Origin of the sequence: Cellulophaga omnivescoria (assembly GCF_027915275.1) — a bacterium.
Classification (GTDB): Bacteria; Bacteroidota; Bacteroidia; order Flavobacteriales; family Flavobacteriaceae; genus Cellulophaga; species Cellulophaga omnivescoria.
In genome coordinates, this window is sequence record NZ_CP115819.1 from 1,152,501 (window position 1) to 1,171,629 (window position 19,129).

The window sequence follows — 19,129 nt, forward strand, 5'->3', positions numbered from 1 at the left end:
TAACAACAGGGGTTGCGCTCGTTATAGGACTTAACCTGACACCTCACGGCACGAGCTGACGACAACCATGCAGCACCTTGTAAATTGCCCGAAGGAAAGTCTATCTCTAAACCTGTCAATCTACATTTAAGCCCTGGTAAGGTTCCTCGCGTATCATCGAATTAAACCACATGCTCCACCGCTTGTGCGGGCCCCCGTCAATTCCTTTGAGTTTCATTCTTGCGAACGTACTCCCCAGGTGGGATACTTATCACTTTCGCTTGGCCGCTCAGATCGAAATCCAAACAGCTAGTATCCATCGTTTACGGCGTGGACTACCAGGGTATCTAATCCTGTTCGCTACCCACGCTTTCGTCCATCAGCGTCAATCAATTGTTAGTGATCTGCCTTCGCAATCGGTATTCTATGTAATATCTATGCATTTCACCGCTACACTACATATTCTAACCACTTCACAATAATTCAAGACCATCAGTATCAAAGGCAATTCTACAGTTGAGCTGCAAACTTTCACCCCTGACTTAACAGCCCGCCTACGGACCCTTTAAACCCAATAATTCCGGATAACGCTCGGACCCTCCGTATTACCGCGGCTGCTGGCACGGAGTTAGCCGGTCCTTATTCTTACAGTACCGTCACCAGACTACACGTAGTCCTTATTCTTCCTGTATAAAAGCAGTTTACAATCCATAGGACCGTCTTCCTGCACGCGGCATGGCTGGATCAGAGTCTCCTCCATTGTCCAATATTCCTCACTGCTGCCTCCCGTAGGAGTCTGGTCCGTGTCTCAGTACCAGTGTGGGGGATCCCCCTCTCAGGGCCCCTACCCATCGTAGTCTTGGTAAGCCGTTACCTTACCAACAAACTAATGGGACGCATACTCATCTTACACCGTAACCTTTATTATAAATATGATGCCATAATTATAAACCATAAGATATTAATCCAAATTTCTCTGGGCTATCCCTTAGTGCAAGGCAGATTGTATACGCGTTACGCACCCGTGCGCCGGTCGTCAGCAGAAGCAAGCTCCTCTGTTACCCCTCGACTTGCATGTGTTAAGCCTGCCGCTAGCGTTCATCCTGAGCCAGGATCAAACTCTTCATCGTTGTTTTGTAAATATTCTTAACAACCTAAAATCGTCTAAAACCAAACTCATTCTCTTTTTTAATTCAATAATACTACTAAGTAGCATTATTTTGCTGTCTCTTCAATATGTCAAATGAACTTTTAATTCTTGTAGAAATACTAGACTCGAACTAGTTGATTAACAATATAATCATTCCAAAATTTCTTAACTCTTACCCCTCTGAAAGCGGTTGCAAATGTAAAACGTTTTTTTAAACTGACAAAATAAAAATTTAAATTATTTTAGTGCTTATTTTCGCTTTAACAACCCTAGCAAATTGGGAATGCAAAAATAGTATTTTTAATTGCTACTAAACAAGCTTTTGTAAACTTATTTTTTAACCTTTTTACAATACTAATTTTACAACCTAATCAATGAACTTTGCTAACTTTATAACTGCTCGTTTGTCCGTTAGCGGCTGCAAATATACTCTCATTTTTGAACACCACAAGCCTTTTTTACATCTTTTTTAAAAGTATTTTTAAAACAAGCTTTACCACGCTATTTTTCAAGCACTTAAAACAAAATACTTTTAACCTATTTTTTACCAAACCTAAGCTTATCATTAAAAACTAGCCTAAAACAACATTACTCTACCCCTAAAAAGGCGATTGTTAGACTAAAGGATTTACGTTTACGTTAACATAAATCAGAATTAATCCCTCCTAAAACCTACAAAGCCTACATACAAAACAAAAAAGCCTAGAGTTTACACTCTAAGCTTTTAAAAATAATTTATAGTTTAAATTACTCTACAGTAACTGACTTTGCTAAATTACGTGGCTGATCCACATTACAACCTCTCATTAAGGCTATATGGTAAGACAACAATTGCAAAGGAATAGTAGTGAGCAGCGGTGTAAGAGCCTCTAAGGTTTCTGGCACCTCTATTACATGATCCGCCAACTCTTTAACCTGTACATCACCCTCGGTCACAACCGCAATGATTTTACCCTTTCTTGATTTAATTTCTTGAATATTACTTACCACTTTTTCATAATGCCCCTTATTAGTTGCAATTACAATTACCGGCATAGATTCATCAATTAAAGCAATTGGTCCATGTTTCATCTCAGCAGCTGGATATCCCTCTGCATGGATATAACTAATTTCTTTTAGCTTTAATGCCCCCTCTAAAGCAACAGGGAAATTATAACCTCTACCCAAATACAAGCAATTAGGCGAATCTTTATACACCTCGGCTATTTGCTCTATAGCATCATTAGATTGTAGAGCTACCTCTACTTTTGTTGGTATATATTCTAACTCTGTTAAAAAGTTTGTAAACTGTTCATCTGTTAAACTCCCTTTTTCTTGAGCTAATTTTAACGCAATTAAGCTTAACACTGTTATTTGAGTAGTAAAAGCCTTAGTTGAAGCAACTCCAATTTCTGGTCCAGCGTGCGTATAAGCACCAGCGTTAGTTTCCCTAGCAATAGAAGAACCAACCACGTTACAAACACCAAAAACAAATGCTCCGTTTTCTTTAGCTAACTTAATAGCTGCTAATGTATCTGCCGTTTCACCAGATTGAGAAATTGCAATTAAAACATCTTTATCTGTAATAACGGGATTTCTATACCTAAATTCAGACGCATATTCCACCTCTACTGGAATACGAGCTAAATCTTCAAAAATATATTCTGCTACAAGACCTGCGTGCCATGATGTACCACATGCAACAATAATTATACGATTTGCATTTACAAACTTATCTAAATGCTCATCTATACCAGCCATTTTTATTAGCTTTTGATCTGCTAACAATCTACCTCTATAGGTATCCAAAATAGCTCTTGGCTGCTCATAAATCTCCTTTAGCATAAAGTGATCATAACCACCTTTTTCTATCTCCTCTAAATTCATTTGCAATTCCAAAATATTTGGATATGCAACAGCATCATTCTTAATTTTTCTTAACTTAATTTCTTTACCAAGTCTAATAATAGCCATTTCCTCATCTTCTAGATAAACAGCATTATTTGTAAACTCGATAAAAGGAGATGCATCTGAAGCCACAAAGAATTCATTATCTCCCATACCAATTGCTAATGGACTACCTAATTTAGCCACTACAATTTCATCCGGTTTTTTAATATCAAAAACAGCTATAGCGTAAGCGCCAACAACCTCGTTTAAGGCTAACTGAACTGCTTTACCCAACTTAACATTTTCTTTTTTCTGAACTTCCTCTATAAGATTGATTAAAACCTCTGTATCAGTATCTGATTCAAAAGTATACCCTCTTTTGATTAATTCCGTTTTTATAGACTCGTAGTTTTCTATAATTCCGTTGTGAATAATTACCAACTCACCAGAATTAGAATAATGTGGATGTGAGTTAACATCATTAGGAACACCGTGAGTTGCCCACCTAGTGTGACCAATACCAATTGAACCTTTAGTAGATATTGTATCCTCTGACTTCTTTTTTAAATCAGATACTTTACCTTTAGTTTTAGCTAAATTTATTTTATCTCCATCAAATAATGCAACTCCTGCACTATCATATCCTCTATACTCTAAACGCTCTAATCCTTTTATAATAATGGGATAAGCCTCTCTATGACCTATATACCCTACAATTCCACACATAATGTATTAGTTATTAATTATTATAGTTAATGTTTGAGGCAAATCTATATATAAATGTAAAAACTAAAAGCACTTTACAGTTGTAATCACCTAAAAATACTACAAAAGGTATAAGTTGACTGGCTTTTAGTTAGTCTCTGTATAAAAAACTTCAAGCTTAAGTTTTTTATCTTCATCGTCTATATTACTACCATACAATACGGTTCCTAATGGATTTACAACAGATAAAAGTGGAATTTGCCCTTCGCCATCTTCTAACATTGCCTGTGCATTTACACTAAATCTTATATCTGAAGTTAAAGATAACCCTAATGTAACATTCTCCGCATCGCGAACAACCAAATTGTTTATATACTCTGTAATTCTAATTGTATATTTAATACCTTTACCATCACTAGAAGTTTCTATTATACCGTCATAACCAGTTAACGCTAATAAACTTAATGGTCCATTTTCTACATCTGTACTACTTAACGGATAAGTATATATTGATGTATTATCCTCTGCATTATACAAATACAGTCTAGGAGGTTCTACAACACTATTACCACCAACACTTGCGGCATCTAACGTTTCTCTATCTATATAAAAAACTAAATTTGCCTCGTTAATAATCCAATTATTATTTTTAATTTCTGTAATAGCATCTCTACCATTTTCCTCATCAAACAATTTAATTTCAGCAAAAGAACCCGCACCACCTTTTAAATAAATACGATCTGAATTCTCTCCCGTATCCATTTTATTTGCAATATCCACCGGGTATTCATCATTAACAAAAGAGTTAACTGTATTACCTGAAGCTGCGTTTATATCTAAAATATACGTAGACTCTTCCTTAATAATGGTATCATCAGACGTATCATCTGCAGTATCATTAGTGTCTACCCTATCAAATAAATAATCTACATAAATTTTAGCCGCATCAAAATTCAACAGCATCATAAGATCACCTTCACCACCAGATGCAGTAAAATATAAACCCCTGATAAACTCTTGAAAATTAGTTTGACTCAGCAACTCCGCTTGACCTTCTTTATCTAAAATATTTTCTTGAAAAAACGGAATAACATCTTGCATATCAACAATTATACCCGGAGCCAATCTTCTCTTCACCGTTCCTATTTCATCTTCATCTGTATCAGGATCATCAACTTCATAGTAAGTTACTGTTTCTGTATCTGTAAAATTTGCGACACCATCATAAAGCGTTTCACCTATAAAATTAGGAGAAAATTCAAAATCTGAATAATAAATTTGTCTTTCTTCAAAGTTTTGCGTTGGATCTACATCTCTAAGAAAATATGTAGAACGCTCTACCTTAAAGTTAAAAGGAACATTAACACTACCATAAATACTATCTACTTGGTACTGTCTTGCATAAGCACCTTCAATAATATCTTCCTCATCACCATCATTAGTACCATCATTATCTGTATCTGCATCTTGAGGATTTGTACCTAAAGCAACTTCTTCTGCATTGGTAAGCCCGTCTCCATCTGTATCGTTAGACGGATCCTCTGGCTCATCATCAAATTCATTATCTACACCATCACCATCAGTATCTCTTAATGAATCTGATTTTGTTAAAAAAGGAATAAATAAAGTAACCCCAGTTACTGTTTCATTCTCTTCAATTGTTGTTACGCTCTCATCTGTATCAGATTCATCTTCTACAGCTTGACTATACAAACCAAAAGTAGGATTACCAACACCACCAGCAAGTCTTAACTGAGAATTTACATAAGCGGTTGTTTTACCATAAATTGGATCATTAAACGTCCCAAGCTGATAAATTGGCAAACCATTTGTTTGTACCGATTTTACCTTTTTATTGTATGCAAAAACATCATAAACAGCCTTTTTAGCAGTAAAAGGTTCGCCAGAGATTACCTCGCCTCCAATTGTATTTAGCTCGTCTTCACATGAAACAAATGCAGACATTATAAAAAACCCTGCAAACGCAGAATAAACAAACTTCTTGTAAAAATTCATGTAACTTATTTTATAACTTCATTGTTGTAAAAGTTGGTATACGCTTCTTCAAACTCCTGAAGAGGAACGTATGACAACACAGGTTTTTCAAGACCAGCAACATACTCTGTTAATTCTTCTGGCACTTCCTCTGAGGCTAAAATAACAGCATCTGAATAATCTACAGCTACTTTTAACAAATTATTATAGTTAGGCGTTGATAAAACATCAACTTTATCCTCTGCAATCTGATCAAAGGCAATTTTTTTAACTATGTCCTTATCTAATTCTTCATCAAAACCTTTATTGTAGACAGATGTAACAATTTTACTTTCTGCAAATAATGGCTCATCAGCGTAAAATTCTTTTAGATACAATGGCACTAAAGAAGCCATCCAACCGTGCACATGAATAATATCTGGAGACCAGTTAAGTTTTTTAACGGTTTCTACAACACCCTTTGCAAAAAAGATAGCTCTTTCATCGTTATCAGGAAATAAAGTCCCATTTTCATCAGTAAAAGTTGCTTTCCTTTTAAAATACTCTTCATTATCTATAAAATAAACTTGAATACGTTCTTTAGGGATTGAAGCAACCTTTATAATTAACGGCATATCCATATCGTTAATTACTAAATTCATACCAGACAAACGAATTACTTCGTGCAACTGATGCCTTCTTTCATTTATATTGCCATAACGCGGCATAAATATTCTTATTTGCCCGCCTTTACTGTTCACCATACGTGGTGTTTCATAAGACATTTGGGAAACTTGATTCTCTGGGAGATAGGGCATTAATTCTGAAGATACAAACAATATCTTTTTACCATTCATAGAAGCTGATTTTTATTTATCAAAAAAGCGTAGGATGCAAAATTACAAAAATTATAGAGATTAACGCTAATTATAGTAAGTTTGCTGTCGTTTTAAATTAAATATATGCATATTTTTCACAAAATAGTAGAGTTAAAAAATCATTTTTCTACCGTATCTAAAGAAGAAACTGTGGGTATGGTACCAACAATGGGCGCTTTGCACAGCGGACATATTTCTTTAGTTAAAAAAGCCTTAAAAGAGAATAATTACGTAATTGTAAGCATTTTTGTAAATCCTACACAATTTAATAACGCCGAAGATTTAGAAAAATATCCTCAAACATTACAAGAAGATATTAGCCTTTTAAAAGAAGCATCGGACAAAATTGTTGTTTTTGCTCCTTCTGCACAAGAAATTTACAACAGTAACATAAAATCTGACAGCTATAACTTTGGCGGACTAGAAAAAGTTATGGAAGGAGAGTTTAGAGACGGTCATTTTGACGGAGTTGGCACAATTGTTGAGAAATTATTAACTATTGGCAAACCAGACAATGCCTATTTTGGAGAGAAAGACTACCAACAACTACAAATTATAAAAAAGCTAGTTGACATTAAAAAAATACCAGTAAACATAATTGGTTGCCCTATAGTAAGAGAAAAAAGCGGACTAGCAATGAGTTCTAGAAATGAACGCCTTTCTACAGAACTACGTAATGAAGCAGCTTTTATTTATAAGACTTTAAAAGAAGCTAAAATAAAATTTGGCACAAAAAGTGCTTTACAAGTAAGTAAGTGGGTTACTGCACAATTTGATAAAAACAAGCTGCTAGACTTAGAATATTTTACCATTACCAATGCAGATAATTTACAAACAATAAAAAGAAAATCTAAAAATAAAAAATATAGAGCCTTTATTGCCGTTTATGCTAATAACATAAGACTTATAGACAATATAGCTTTAAATTAATTACCTTTGTATTATGCAGATAGAAGTAGTAAAATCTAAAATTCACCGTGTAAAAGTTACCGGTGCAGACTTAAACTATATTGGTAGCATTACTATTGATGAAGATTTAATGGATGCCGCTAATATTATTAGAGGAGAAAAAGTACAAATTGTTAACAACAATAACGGAGAACGATTAGAAACGTACGCAATACCAGGACCTAGAAAAAGTGGAGAAATTACACTTAATGGAGCTGCTGCACGTAAAGTTGCCGCTGGCGATATACTTATTTTAATTACCTACGCACGTATGGATATTGAAGAGGCTAAAAAATTTAACCCGTCTTTAGTATTCCCTAATGAAGAAAATAATTTATTAAACTAACATACTTGACCGCCTCCTTAAAAAAAACATTAAAAACAGTTTTACCAATTGCTTTTGGGCTGTTTTTAATATGGTATTCATACAATTCTACTTCTGAAGAAGACAGAAAACAAATAATTTATTACATAAAGGAGGCCGATTTATTTTGGGTTAGTATCTCATTATTGATGGGTGTTTTAAGCCACGTTTCTAGAGCTATTAGATGGAACTATCTTTTAGAACCACTTGGCTACAAACCAAAAATTGTTAATAACATACTTATTATTTTAACATCATACTTTGCCAATTTAGGCATTCCTAGGTCTGGAGAAATTTTACGTGCAACTGCGTTAACTACCTACGAGGATGTTCCGTTTGAAAAAGGTTTTGGAACCATTGTAACAGAGCGGGTTATAGACCTTATAATGTTACTTTTAATTATTGTTATTACCTTTTTTTTACAGACTGAAATTATTATTGATTTCTTTAAATCAAAAGGTTTTAATATTACAAAAATACTATTACTACTTGGGTCCGCAGCTGTTATAGCTTTAGCTTTCTTTTATGTTATTAAAAAATCCACACACCCCTTTTTAGTAAAAATTAAAGACTTTGTAAACGGGCTTTTACAAGGAGTTACTAGTATTTTTAAAATGAAAAATAAATGGGCATTTATTTTTCATACATTGTTTATTTGGAGTGTTTATATTGGTATGTTTTGGGTTATAAAATATACTGTTCCAGAAACCATATCCCTATCGGTTAGTCAATTATTAGTAGCGTTTATTTTTGGTGCATTTGCTATGACAGCCACTAATGGCGGCATAGGACTTTACCCTATTGTTGTAAGCAGCGCCCTAACTATATTTGGTATTAGTAGTGTATCTGGTGATGCTTTTGGTTGGATTATGTGGATTTCACAAACTTTACTAGTTGTTGTTTTTGGGGCAATATCTTTTCTACTATTGCCGTTATTAAAAAGAACCAAATAGTTTTTTAAGACTAAAGAACAAACCCAAAAATGAAAAAAATTACCTTAACCTTGGCCCTATTTATAGGGTTAAATGCATTTGCACAAGTAAAAACTGAAATTATTGAATCTTTTAAGCTTCAACAAAAAAGAGATGTTAGCTACTATATTCCAGAAGATTACAATGAAGAAGACCAACACACACTAATTGTTGTATTAGACGCAGAGTATTTGTTTGATGATGTTGTTGCCAAAGCAAAATTTTATAGCAGATTTCATGGTATGCCACCTGCTATAGTTGTAGGCATACACCAACAAGCTCAGCAAAACAGGCTAAAAGACTGTTCTTTTAGTGAAGACAATGGCTTACCTACAGAAGAAGGAAAAGCTTTTTTTGAATTTTTAGGGATGGAAGTTGTTCCTAATATAGAAAGTACTTACAACATTTCGCCTTTTAAAATGATTGTAGGTTATGACATTACAGCCAACTTTGAAAACTTTTATCTGTTTAAAGAGAATCCACTTTTTAGCTCATACATAAGCATATCACCAACTTTAGCACCAGAAATGGAATCTAGAGTTGCCAATAGAATTGGAGCAATAGACAAGCAAATTTTTTATCATTTAATTGTAGAAAAAAATAGAAATGCTAAAGAGCTAGCAGAACTTAACACATCTTTAAAAACTATAGAAAAGGAAACTTTTAAATACTATTTTGATGTGTACGACACAGACCACACATCTATAGCTACATATGGTTTAGGAAAAGCTTTTGATGATATTTTTGAAATATTTAAACCAATTAGCCCTAAAGAATATAAAACTAAAATTTTAACATCAGAAGAGCCTGCTTATGCATATTTAGAAACCAAATACACTATTATTAAAGAAACATTTGGTTTTACAAAAAGAGTAGATCTTAATGATGTTATGGCTATTTATTCGGCAAGTAAAAAGAAAGAGGATCCAGAGTCTTTAAAAGAATTATCTGATTTGTGTAAAAAAGAATTTCCAGATACTATGCTAGGTTTTTATTTTGAAGGAGAGTACTTTGAAGAGATTGGGGAACCAAAGAAAGCGCTACGTACTTTTGAAAAAGCCTTTGGAATGGAAGAAATTGACTTTTTAACCAAAGATATGGCTTTAGAAAAAATTGATGCTTTAAAGGCTGACTTTGGTTATTAATACCTTAGACTAGTTTATAAGCTAAAAATAAAATTATAAACTTTGTAGTACCTTTGGCCTAAACCAACAAATTAGGTAATGGCTAAAACAAAAACAGCTTTTTTTTGTCAGAATTGCGGTACACAATATGCTAAATGGGCAGGGCAATGTGGCGCTTGTAAAGAGTGGAACACTATTGTTGAAGAAGTTATACAAAAAGAGGAAAAAAGTAGCTGGAAAACACCTAGTAATACACCCAAGGTTGCTACAAAACCTTTACGCGTTAAAGAAATTAGTACAGAAAAAGAATTACGCCTAAACACCTATGATCTTGAATTTAACAGGGTTTTAGGTGGAGGCTTGGTTCCAGGCTCATTAACACTTTTGGGTGGAGAACCCGGAATAGGCAAAAGCACACTACTATTACAAATCTCACTTAAATTACCCTATAAAACACTGTATGTATCTGGCGAAGAAAGTCAGAAACAAATAAAAATGAGGGCAGACCGTATAACCACGGATAATGAAACTTGCTTTATACTTACAGAAACCAAAACACAAAATATTTTTAAACAGGTTGAAGCTATAGAACCAGATATTTTAGTTATAGACTCTATACAAACACTCCACTCAGACTACATAGAGTCTGCCGCAGGAAGTATTTCTCAAATTAGAGAATGTACTGCAGAACTTATAAAGTTTGCCAAAGAAACAAATACTCCCGTTATTTTAATTGGTCATATTACAAAGGATGGTACTATAGCCGGACCAAAAATTTTAGAACATATGGTAGATACTGTTTTACAGTTTGAAGGCGACAGAAACTATGTTTACAGAATTTTACGTGCATTAAAAAACAGATTTGGCTCTACTGCAGAATTAGGAATTTATGAGATGCTGGGTAGCGGCTTACGCGAAGTAAACAATCCTTCCGAAATTTTAATCTCTAAAAATGATGAAGGACTAAGCGGAACAGCTATTTCTGCATCTATAGAAGGTATGCGACCTTTAATGATAGAAATACAAGCACTAGTTAGCACTGCCGTATATGGAACACCACAAAGATCTACAACAGGTTTTAATGCAAAAAGACTTAATATGTTATTAGCTGTTTTAGAAAAACGTGCCGGTTTCATGTTAGGTGCCAAAGATGTTTTTTTGAATATAACCGGAGGTATTTCTGTAGATGACCCAGCTATTGACCTAGCTGTAATTGCAGCAATTTTATCTAGCAACTCAGACATTCCAATTCCTAAAGGTGTATGTTTTGCCGCTGAAGTTGGTCTAGCAGGAGAAATTAGACCCATACAACGCGTAGACCAACGTATATCCGAAGCAGAAAAACTTGGTTTTAAAGCTATATTTGTATCTAAAAATAATAAAATTACCTTAAAAAATACAGTTATTAAAGTACAATTAGTCTCAAAAATTGAAGATGTTGTGAGAGTTTTGTTTAATTAAAAAACTTAAGTTATTTAACTTTTAAATAATACTCTCACCCTATATTGTGGTATAAACCTTGATAATAAGTAGTCTTAATCCTTAAAAAAATAAGATGAAAAAATTATTACTTATTACCTTTTTAGCAATCTACGGAACAAGTGTTGCTCAAGAAACTGAAATCAAAAGAGTAATTCCAAAAGACACCTGGAGTATTGGTGGCAGCCTAAATATTGGCTCAAGCAAAACTGAAAACTTTGAAGTCAATCAAGACGACAACACCTACAGTAAGGGTTTTTCATTCGGCTTTATACCAAAAATTGGATACACTATAGCTAATGACTTAACAGTTGGACTTGGAATAGGAATAGACTTTGATAAATCTGAAGATAATTATAACGATGAAGAGTACACAAATAAAAGCCTAGGATATATAATTAACCCATTCATTAGAAAAAACTTTGGAGCTGGCAAAAACTTAAGTTTATTTCTTCAGGCCGAAGGTAGATATTCATTATACAAGAAAAAATATTCAGATTCTGATAGTTATGAAGATCCAAGTAAAAGATTATTCATTGGCTTAAGACCAGGCCTCAACTATTTTTTAAGTAATAAAATAGCATTAGAAGCTACTATTGGTAGTCTTGGGTACAATTATAGTTCTTATAAATATGATATTGACTCAGCTAGCTCTAAAAGAGAAAGCAACACTTTTAATTTTAATTTATCAACAAGCAATATTAATCTAGGAGTTTTAATCCTTCTATAAACAAAAAAGAGGCTGCACAATATGTACAGCCTCTTTTCTATTTTACTTGTCTATTAAATATTAAGGAGCTGGGTTAGGTATTTGCTTATGTATAGCCTCTATACCTTCTAAAACCTCATCTGTTAACTTTACATTTACGCTTCCAATATTTTCCTCTAGTTGCTTTAAATTTGTAGCTCCTATAATTGTACTTTTTACAAACGGTCTAGAGTTTACGTATGCCAATGCCATTTGCGGTAAAGACAAGCTATGCTCACGGGCTAAATCACAATACATTTGTGTTGCCTTTTGTGCATTTTCTCCACTATATCTGTTGTAATTAGGAAAAAGAGTTACCCTTGCATTTGCAGGTTGTAAACCTCCAAGGTATTTACCACTTAACACCCCAAAACCCAGAGGAGAATATGGTATTAACGCAATATCCTCTCTCATAGATATTTCTGCCAAACCAACCTCAAAAGTCCTATTTAATAAACTATACGGATTTTGTATGGTAGACATACGTGGCAATCTTCTGTGCACTTTACTTTCCTCTAAAAAACGCATAGTTCCCCAAGGGGTTTCATTAGACAAGCCAATATGCTTAATTTTTCCGTCATTTACTAAATCGCCTAAAGTATCTAATACTTGGTGAATATTATCTTCCCAAAAGTCATTTATTTTATGCTCATAACCTCTTTGCCCAAAGTAATTTGTTTGCCGTTCTGGCCAATGTAACTGGTACAAATCTATAACATCAGTCTGTAAACGTTTTAAACTGTTTTCTACCGCAGTTATTAGAGCTTCTTTTTGGAAACCAGTGGTTCTAATATGCTTTGTAAAATCTGCTTTACCAGCAATTTTAGATGCAATAATTATATTATCCCTATTACCTGTTTCTTTAAACCATTTACCAATAATTTTTTCAGTTTCTGCATACAACTCTGCTTTTGCCGGAACAGGGTATAATTCTGCAGTATCAAAAAAATTAACTCCTTGTTCTAAAGCATAATTCATTTGTTTAAAAGCGTCGTCAATATTGTTTTGCCTGCCCCAAGTCATTGTGCCTAAGCAAATTTGGCTTACCTCTAAATTAGTATGCGGTAATTTTACGTATTTCATAGTCATTAATGTGGTAAAAATTCTTCATGTTCTTAACCAAATCTAGGGAAATAAATACTTTAATCAAACATATAAACCGGCATTTGTTACAGATTTTACAATAAAAAAACAGCGTTAATCTATGTTTAGAAAAACGCTGTTTTAAAAAATTAAAGATTTATTTTATAACGTCCTGAAATACTCCGTTATAGCTCTTGCTTCTTCTTCTGTTAAGCCTTGATTAGTCATTAAAGCATTATTATATTCTTTAAACAAAGCTTTAGCTATAGGATCTTCTTTTAGCATACCATCAGGGTTTAATATCATATTCATAACCCATTCCGGACTTCTTCTGTCCAATACTCCCTTAACAGCTGGGCCAATTAAACGCATATCTGTTGCATGGCAAGCAACACATTTAGAACTAAAAATAGATTCGCCTGTTGCAGCCATTTCTTTATCTACTTCTGCACCTAAATCTACAGACTTTATAGGGCCAACACCCTTATTGTCCATATCTACAGGAACTCCTTCTTGCTTTGCTGCCGATTTATCTTCCTTTTTGGTACGGTTCATTTCAAAACCATCGGATTTTTTATCCTCCTTTTTGTCGCCACAACTCGCCATAAATACGCCTGCAACTAAGATTAAAAATAATTTTTTCATGTGTTTAAGTTTTAAAGCACTAATATAAGCAATACTCTTATTTAAACCTTCTCTTCTAAAAATTTAACTACCCTTTTTTCTGAGTACGTGATGTTATTATTATCATAAAACCCAACATGACCTCCATACAATGGCATTTCTAAAAATAAGTTACTATTTTGCTTTGCCTCTTTAACAGGATAACAAGCAGCACCTAAAAAAGAATCGTTTTTAGCATTAATAATTAAAGTTGGTACTTTTATTTTATCCAAAAACTGCAAACAACTAGCTTTTTCATAATAATCTAAAGCGTTTATAAAACCATTTGCTTTACTAGTATACACATCGTCAAAATCTTTTAAGGTTTTTATTTTGTTTATTTCTGACTCATTAATTTTATCTGGATATTGCTTATATTTTATTCGCAATTTTTGTAGCAAACGTTTTTTAAAATTAGAAGCATACAGTATATTTTTTGGCTTTAGCAATTCTTCTAAAGAACTAGCCAAGTTACAGGGAACAGAAACTCCTATGCCAGCTTTAATTTCTGGTGGTCTTTGCCTATTCTCTCCTAAATATTTTAAAATTAAATTACCGCCTAAACTAAAACCTTGCAATACTATTTTAGAATATGTTTTTAAACCTAAAATATGCTGCACAACGGCATCTAGATCTTCTGTAGCGCCAGAGTGGTAAGACCTAAATAACACATTAGCTTCTCCACTACAACCTCTTAAATTTACCGCACACACATTATAGTTACATAGCAAAAGCTCTCGGGTTGCACCCAAAATATAAGGTCTTTGTGCGTTACCCTCTAAACCGTGTACAATTATAACAACTTTATCTGTTTTTGTAGCTGTAAAACTCCAATCTAAATCTAAAAAATCGCCATCTGCCAATTGTATACGCTCTCTTTTTTGCGTTGGCACTACTACAGACCTAAACAAACCTGTGTAAAGTGTAGAGAAATGCCCACTTTTAAAAAATAAAGGAGGGTTATAAGCTGATTCTAATATTGGCATTATACTATTTAGGGTAAACTTCTAGTAATTTCTTTTGTTCCTCTATAGCTTCTACAAATTCGGTTTTTAAAGTAGCAACTAAATCAGCTACAGGAACTGCATTGTTAATATTTGTAACACCTTGACCTGCAGACCAAATTGTTTTCCAAGCTTTAGCCTCGGTGTCCATTTCTTTTCCGAAGTCTATTTTAGTATCTTTTTTTAAATCTTCTTCTGTAATACCTGCCGCTTTTAAACTTGCTCCCAAAAAGTTAGCGTGCACACCAGATATAGATGCCGTGTAAACAACATCACTAGCTCCGGCTTCAATAATCATTTTTCTATAATCTTCTGTAGCCTTACTTTCTGTGGTATTTATAAATCGAGTTCCCATATAAGCAACATCTGCGCCCATTTGCCTTGCAGAAGCTATATCTCTTCCTGTACTAATACAACCAGATAATATAACCGTTTTAGTAAAAAACTTTTTAATTTCTGCAACCAAAGGCATAGGGTTTAATGTACCTGCATGACCACCTGCACCAGCAGCAACAACTATTAAACCATCTACCCCAGCTTCTGCTGCTTTTTCTGCATGACGCTTTTTAATTACATCATGAAAAACAAGACCTCCATAGCTATGCACAGCATCTACAACCTGAGATACCGCACCTAAAGAAGTTATAATTAAAGGCACCTTATGTTTTATGCACAACATAAGATCTGCCTCTAAACGCGGATTTGTTTGGTGCACAATTAAATTAACACCAAATGGAGCAGCTTTTTTACCTGTTTCTTCTTCAAACGTTTTTAGCTCTTCTTTTATTTGAATTAACCATTCTTCAAACCCCTCACTTGTTCTTTGGTTTAATGCAGGAAAAGTACCTACTATTCCGTTTTTACAACATTCTATAACCAACTTTGGTCCTGATATTAAAAACATTGGTGCGGCTATAACAGGCAAAGAAAGATCTTTTACAAATGGGGCTATTGTTCTCATGAATTTGGTTTTTTGTTAATACTATAAATTTAAAAAATTAACTACTTTTTATAAAGTAATATGTTTAAGTTTCTCAAAACTATAGTATTTTTATCATTTATTATGCATGCATAACAATTAATTCTAAAAAAATATGTACTTAAAAGAGTTTGAAATTAGATGGAGTGATATTGATGCTAACTGGCATTTAGCCAATTCTGCATACGTAAATTATATGAGCCAAACTAGAATGGGCTTTTTAATGGAACTAGGTTTTAACCAAAAAACTATGGCAGATTATAAAATTGGCCCTGTGGTTTTTTACGAGCACATTTATTACTTTAAAGAGGCATTTTTTGGCAAACCTGTAAAAGTATCTTTAGAATTAAAGGGATTAAGTGAAGACGGAAAATTTTTTAAATTTCATCATAACTTTTTTGATTCTAAAGGAAGAAATTTTGCCCACTGTGAAATTTTAGGGGCTTGGATAGATTTACAAACAAGAAGTTTAACTGGATTACCTGAAGAATTTATGAACGCTTTTTCTAGAGTTGAAAAAGCTAATGACTTTAAATTACTCACAAAAGAAGACACTCGTAAATTTGCAAAGGTTCCTAAAGATTTAGAAGTTTAGGTTTTTACTTGCAATTTATTTTTTTTAGTTGCCAAATACAATCCTAAAATAACTAAAACGGTACCTACTACTTTAACCATAGTTAAACTGTCCTTACCTGTTACAACTGCAAATAAAATTCCTATTAATGGTTGCGCATAAGAAAAAGCACTTACGGTAGATGCCTTTAATTGCGACAATCCGTAAACGTTAAATAAATAAGTTAAAAAAGTAGTCCCTACAATAACAAAAATAATAGAGCCAATACCACTAGTTGGTATTGTGCTCCATTCAATTTCTCTAAATTCTGAAATTGTAATTGGAAAACATAAAACCAAGCCTAATGTAAAAAGCCATTTTAATAAAGTAAACATATGGTATTTTTCTAATAGCTTTTTTATTAAAATTAAATAAACACCATAGCTAATTGCATTTACAACAAATAATGCATTACCTAATGGAATATTAGGTGCATCTTGCCTAAATTCTGCTCCATAAAGAATTAAAAATAATGCCCCAACAAGACCAAGTGCTATACCAAATCCTTTTTGCAATGTAATTTTTTCTTTTATAAAAATAGCAGACATTACCACTACTAGTATTGGAACTATAGTAATTAATACAGCACTATTTATTGGCGTAGACAATTCTAAACCCTTAAAAAAAGTAAGCATATTTATTCCCATACCAGTTAAGGCACATAAAAATAGTCTACCCCAATCTGTACGCTTTATTTTTTGATTTGGTATAAAAAAAGAACACATCCAAAATAAAAAAGAAGCACCAAGCAACCGCACCATTATAAATCCAAAAGGTTTAATATAAGTTGGCATTACACCCTTTGCTATTGTATGGTTTATACCATAAATAGTGGTAGCTCCTAAGCAAGCCAGTATAGCTAATGTTCTTTTACTCAATTGTGAATTTTTTCTTTTGCTGCGGCAATCACTTTTTTACTGTTGCCTACAAATATTGCATTGTTTACCAATATCACAGGTCTTTTTAAAAAGGTATAATGTTCTAAAATTAAATTTTTATAATCTTCTTCTTGCAATTGTTTTTGTGCCAGACCTTTTTCTTTGTAAAGTCTTGCTCTTTTACTAAACAAAGCTTCATAATTACCGGTTAAGCTATGCATTTCTTGCAGCTGTTGTTCTGTTATTTCTTCGGTTTTAATATCCTGTAATACAAAACCATCTAGAGGTTGTAATTCTTTTAAAATTCTTTTACAAGTATCACAGGTACTTAAATGATATATTTTCTTCATTTTTATTAAACGATTTAGAATATTATTTAGAAACAAAAAACTAAGTGCAAAGAAACCCAATTTGGTTGAATTGTACTATTTTTATCAAAAAACATAATAGTGGAATATTTACTTGACAACTCTAAGCAAATTAGAAAAATATTATTAAAAATTTTAGATGAAACTCCTAAAGATTTACTGTTAGAAATTCCTAAAAATTTTAACAACAACATTTGGTGGAACATTGCGCATGTTGTAGTTACACAACAACTACTTGTTTACAAATTTAGCGGTATGCCTATGCTGGTTTCTGATGAAATGGTGGAAAAATACAAAAAAGGTACTTTTCCAGATGGCACAGCTACAGATGAAGAAATAACACAAATTAAAGAACTTTTGTTTAGCACTTTAAAACAAACGGATCTAGATTATAATGCCGGAAATTTTAAAAGTTACACTCCATATACTACAAGCTTAAATATTACATTAAGTAATGCTGTAGAGGCTATGAAATTTAACGCACTGCATGAAGGCATACACATAGGATCTATATTAGCCTTAAAAAGAAATATTGGAAAATAACAACAAACAAAGAGTAATCTTATACAAAGGTTACTCTTGTTCTTTACCTTTTACAACAAGCATATTATTTACTTCCTTATAAGGTAACAACACTTCTATTTGCCCATCTGCGTATGAACCAACTTCATACGTATTGTAAAGCAACTTTAAACCTTTTTTTGTGTACCCTATATTACTTGGCAAAGTAAACACCTCTTCTTCAAACATAAAACCCGTGTCATTTATAGGTACATTAGCCGGGATTTTTTCTTGCGTTCTAAACTTTAATTCTGCTAAGTTGTAAAATTCTTCTTTGCTAGCAATTAACTCTTCATTAGAAAGTAAAGTTCCTTTTACAGCATCAAAATTTAACAAAATACTAGACTCATAACCATGAGCACCACCAGTAAACTCATACGTTTCTAAATCTATGGTAATAATTTTATCTGTTTCATAAACTACTTCCCCATTTATGGTTACTTCCCAACGTGTAGCATCTCCAGGTAATTTTTCTTTTACACTTAAAAATTCGTCGTTTAAAGAAGAAATTGCATCATCTATATTATCAACAGTTATATCATCATCAAAAATTAATAACGATATTATTTTCTCCTTAATTGTATTATTAATTGTTTCACTAACTTTTGTTTGCTTTACGGCTTTAGGAACATTAATTACAACAAGCGGTTTATTAGTTTCTTTTTCTGTAGTAAAATTTAGAGCACCAAAAGAAACCTCTTTTTTATTATTACAGCCAATTAAAACAATTAAAAAAAGGAATAAGAAAAATTTATTATTCATAGTTAAATAAGATTGTGCAAGCGCATTGT

The 19,129-nt window shown here is 33.0% G+C and carries 18 protein-coding genes and 1 rRNA gene (1 of these 19 running past the window's edge); 8 read left to right on the forward strand and 11 right to left on the reverse strand.

Annotated features, from left to right (window positions below; translation table 11 throughout):
- The 4 genes from PBN93_RS05160 to PBN93_RS05175 all read right to left on the reverse strand — a co-directional run.
- Positions 1-1,109, reverse strand: a 16S ribosomal RNA gene (locus PBN93_RS05160) (it extends 411 nt beyond the left edge of the window).
- Between the two features lie 767 nt (positions 1,110-1,876).
- Positions 1,877-3,724 (reverse strand): glutamine--fructose-6-phosphate transaminase (isomerizing), encoded by a 1,848-nt coding sequence (glmS, locus tag PBN93_RS05165; protein WP_077404873.1) that lies wholly within the window; start codon positions 3,722-3,724, stop codon positions 1,877-1,879.
- Between the two features lie 126 nt (positions 3,725-3,850).
- Positions 3,851-5,719: a DUF4270 domain-containing protein gene (locus tag PBN93_RS05170; RefSeq protein WP_077404876.1), complete on the reverse strand. Its 1,869-nt coding sequence runs from the start codon at positions 5,717-5,719 to the stop codon at positions 3,851-3,853.
- Positions 5,720-5,724: 5 nt separating this feature from the next.
- Complete coding sequence (locus tag PBN93_RS05175) at positions 5,725-6,534, reverse strand: glycogen/starch synthase (protein ID WP_077404879.1); 810 nt, start codon at positions 6,532-6,534, stop codon at positions 5,725-5,727.
- Positions 6,535-6,639: 105 nt separating this feature from the next.
- Here PBN93_RS05175 and panC point away from each other — a divergent pair, with 105 nt between their 5' ends.
- The 6 genes from panC (at position 6,640) to PBN93_RS05205 (ending at position 12,171) form a co-directional block, all read left to right on the forward strand.
- On the forward strand, positions 6,640-7,485 hold the full coding sequence (gene panC / locus PBN93_RS05180) for a pantoate--beta-alanine ligase (protein ID WP_271081619.1): 846 nt from the start codon (positions 6,640-6,642) through the stop codon (positions 7,483-7,485).
- 13 nt (positions 7,486-7,498) lie between these two features.
- Complete coding sequence (panD, locus tag PBN93_RS05185) at positions 7,499-7,849, forward strand: aspartate 1-decarboxylase (protein WP_013620629.1); 351 nt, start codon at positions 7,499-7,501, stop codon at positions 7,847-7,849.
- Between the two features lie 5 nt (positions 7,850-7,854).
- Entirely contained in the window at positions 7,855-8,820 is a 966-nt protein-coding gene (locus PBN93_RS05190) for a lysylphosphatidylglycerol synthase transmembrane domain-containing protein (protein WP_077404885.1), read from the forward strand.
- Between the two features lie 29 nt (positions 8,821-8,849).
- Positions 8,850-9,983, forward strand: a complete 1,134-nt coding sequence (locus PBN93_RS05195) for an alpha/beta hydrolase (protein WP_077404888.1) — start codon at positions 8,850-8,852, stop codon at positions 9,981-9,983.
- A 78-nt stretch (positions 9,984-10,061) separates the two neighbouring features.
- On the forward strand, positions 10,062-11,423 hold the full coding sequence (gene radA / locus PBN93_RS05200; RefSeq protein WP_271081620.1) for a DNA repair protein RadA: 1,362 nt from the start codon (positions 10,062-10,064) through the stop codon (positions 11,421-11,423).
- 94 nt (positions 11,424-11,517) lie between these two features.
- Positions 11,518-12,171: a porin family protein gene (locus PBN93_RS05205; protein WP_077404894.1), complete on the forward strand. Its 654-nt coding sequence runs from the start codon at positions 11,518-11,520 to the stop codon at positions 12,169-12,171.
- A 60-nt stretch (positions 12,172-12,231) separates the two neighbouring features.
- Here the strand turns inward: PBN93_RS05205 and PBN93_RS05210 are convergent, their stop codons facing one another.
- The 4 genes from PBN93_RS05210 to PBN93_RS05225 all read right to left on the reverse strand — a co-directional run bounded on the left by PBN93_RS05210 (position 12,232) and on the right by PBN93_RS05225 (position 15,900).
- Entirely contained in the window at positions 12,232-13,272 is a 1,041-nt protein-coding gene (locus PBN93_RS05210) for an aldo/keto reductase (RefSeq protein ID WP_171974509.1), read from the reverse strand.
- Positions 13,273-13,434: 162 nt separating this feature from the next.
- A complete protein-coding gene (locus PBN93_RS05215) occupies positions 13,435-13,917 on the reverse strand; it encodes a c-type cytochrome (RefSeq protein WP_077404901.1) in 483 nt (160 codons plus the stop codon).
- Positions 13,918-13,958: 41 nt separating this feature from the next.
- Complete coding sequence (locus PBN93_RS05220) at positions 13,959-14,921, reverse strand: YheT family hydrolase (protein ID WP_271081621.1); 963 nt, start codon at positions 14,919-14,921, stop codon at positions 13,959-13,961.
- 4 nt (positions 14,922-14,925) lie between these two features.
- Positions 14,926-15,900, reverse strand: coding sequence for an NAD(P)H-dependent flavin oxidoreductase (locus tag PBN93_RS05225; RefSeq protein ID WP_077404907.1), 975 nt, complete (start codon positions 15,898-15,900; stop codon positions 14,926-14,928).
- Between the two features lie 133 nt (positions 15,901-16,033).
- Between PBN93_RS05225 and PBN93_RS05230 the strand changes: the two genes are divergently transcribed.
- Positions 16,034-16,513 carry an acyl-CoA thioesterase gene (locus PBN93_RS05230; RefSeq protein ID WP_077404910.1) on the forward strand — a complete coding sequence of 160 codons (480 nt, stop codon included), beginning with the start codon at positions 16,034-16,036 and terminating at the stop codon, positions 16,511-16,513.
- On the opposite strand, the gene PBN93_RS05235 is transcribed toward PBN93_RS05230, so the two are convergent.
- Positions 16,510-17,409: a DMT family transporter gene (locus PBN93_RS05235; RefSeq protein WP_077404913.1), complete on the reverse strand. Its 900-nt coding sequence runs from the start codon at positions 17,407-17,409 to the stop codon at positions 16,510-16,512. The two genes, PBN93_RS05230 and PBN93_RS05235, sit on opposite strands and share 4 nt — an antisense overlap.
- Complete coding sequence (locus PBN93_RS05240) at positions 17,406-17,759, reverse strand: arsenate reductase family protein (protein WP_077404915.1); 354 nt, start codon at positions 17,757-17,759, stop codon at positions 17,406-17,408. The genes PBN93_RS05235 and PBN93_RS05240 overlap by 4 nt, the downstream gene beginning before the upstream one ends.
- Before the next feature lie 99 nt (positions 17,760-17,858).
- On the opposite strand from PBN93_RS05240, the gene PBN93_RS05245 reads away from it, so the two are divergent.
- Positions 17,859-18,320: a DinB family protein gene (locus PBN93_RS05245; RefSeq protein ID WP_271081622.1), complete on the forward strand. Its 462-nt coding sequence runs from the start codon at positions 17,859-17,861 to the stop codon at positions 18,318-18,320.
- Between the two features lie 30 nt (positions 18,321-18,350).
- Here the strand turns inward: PBN93_RS05245 and PBN93_RS05250 are convergent, their stop codons facing one another.
- Positions 18,351-19,100 carry a DUF3298 and DUF4163 domain-containing protein gene (locus PBN93_RS05250; RefSeq protein WP_271081623.1) on the reverse strand — a complete coding sequence of 250 codons (750 nt, stop codon included), beginning with the start codon at positions 19,098-19,100 and terminating at the stop codon, positions 18,351-18,353.
- Positions 19,101-19,129: the final 29 nt, after the last annotated feature.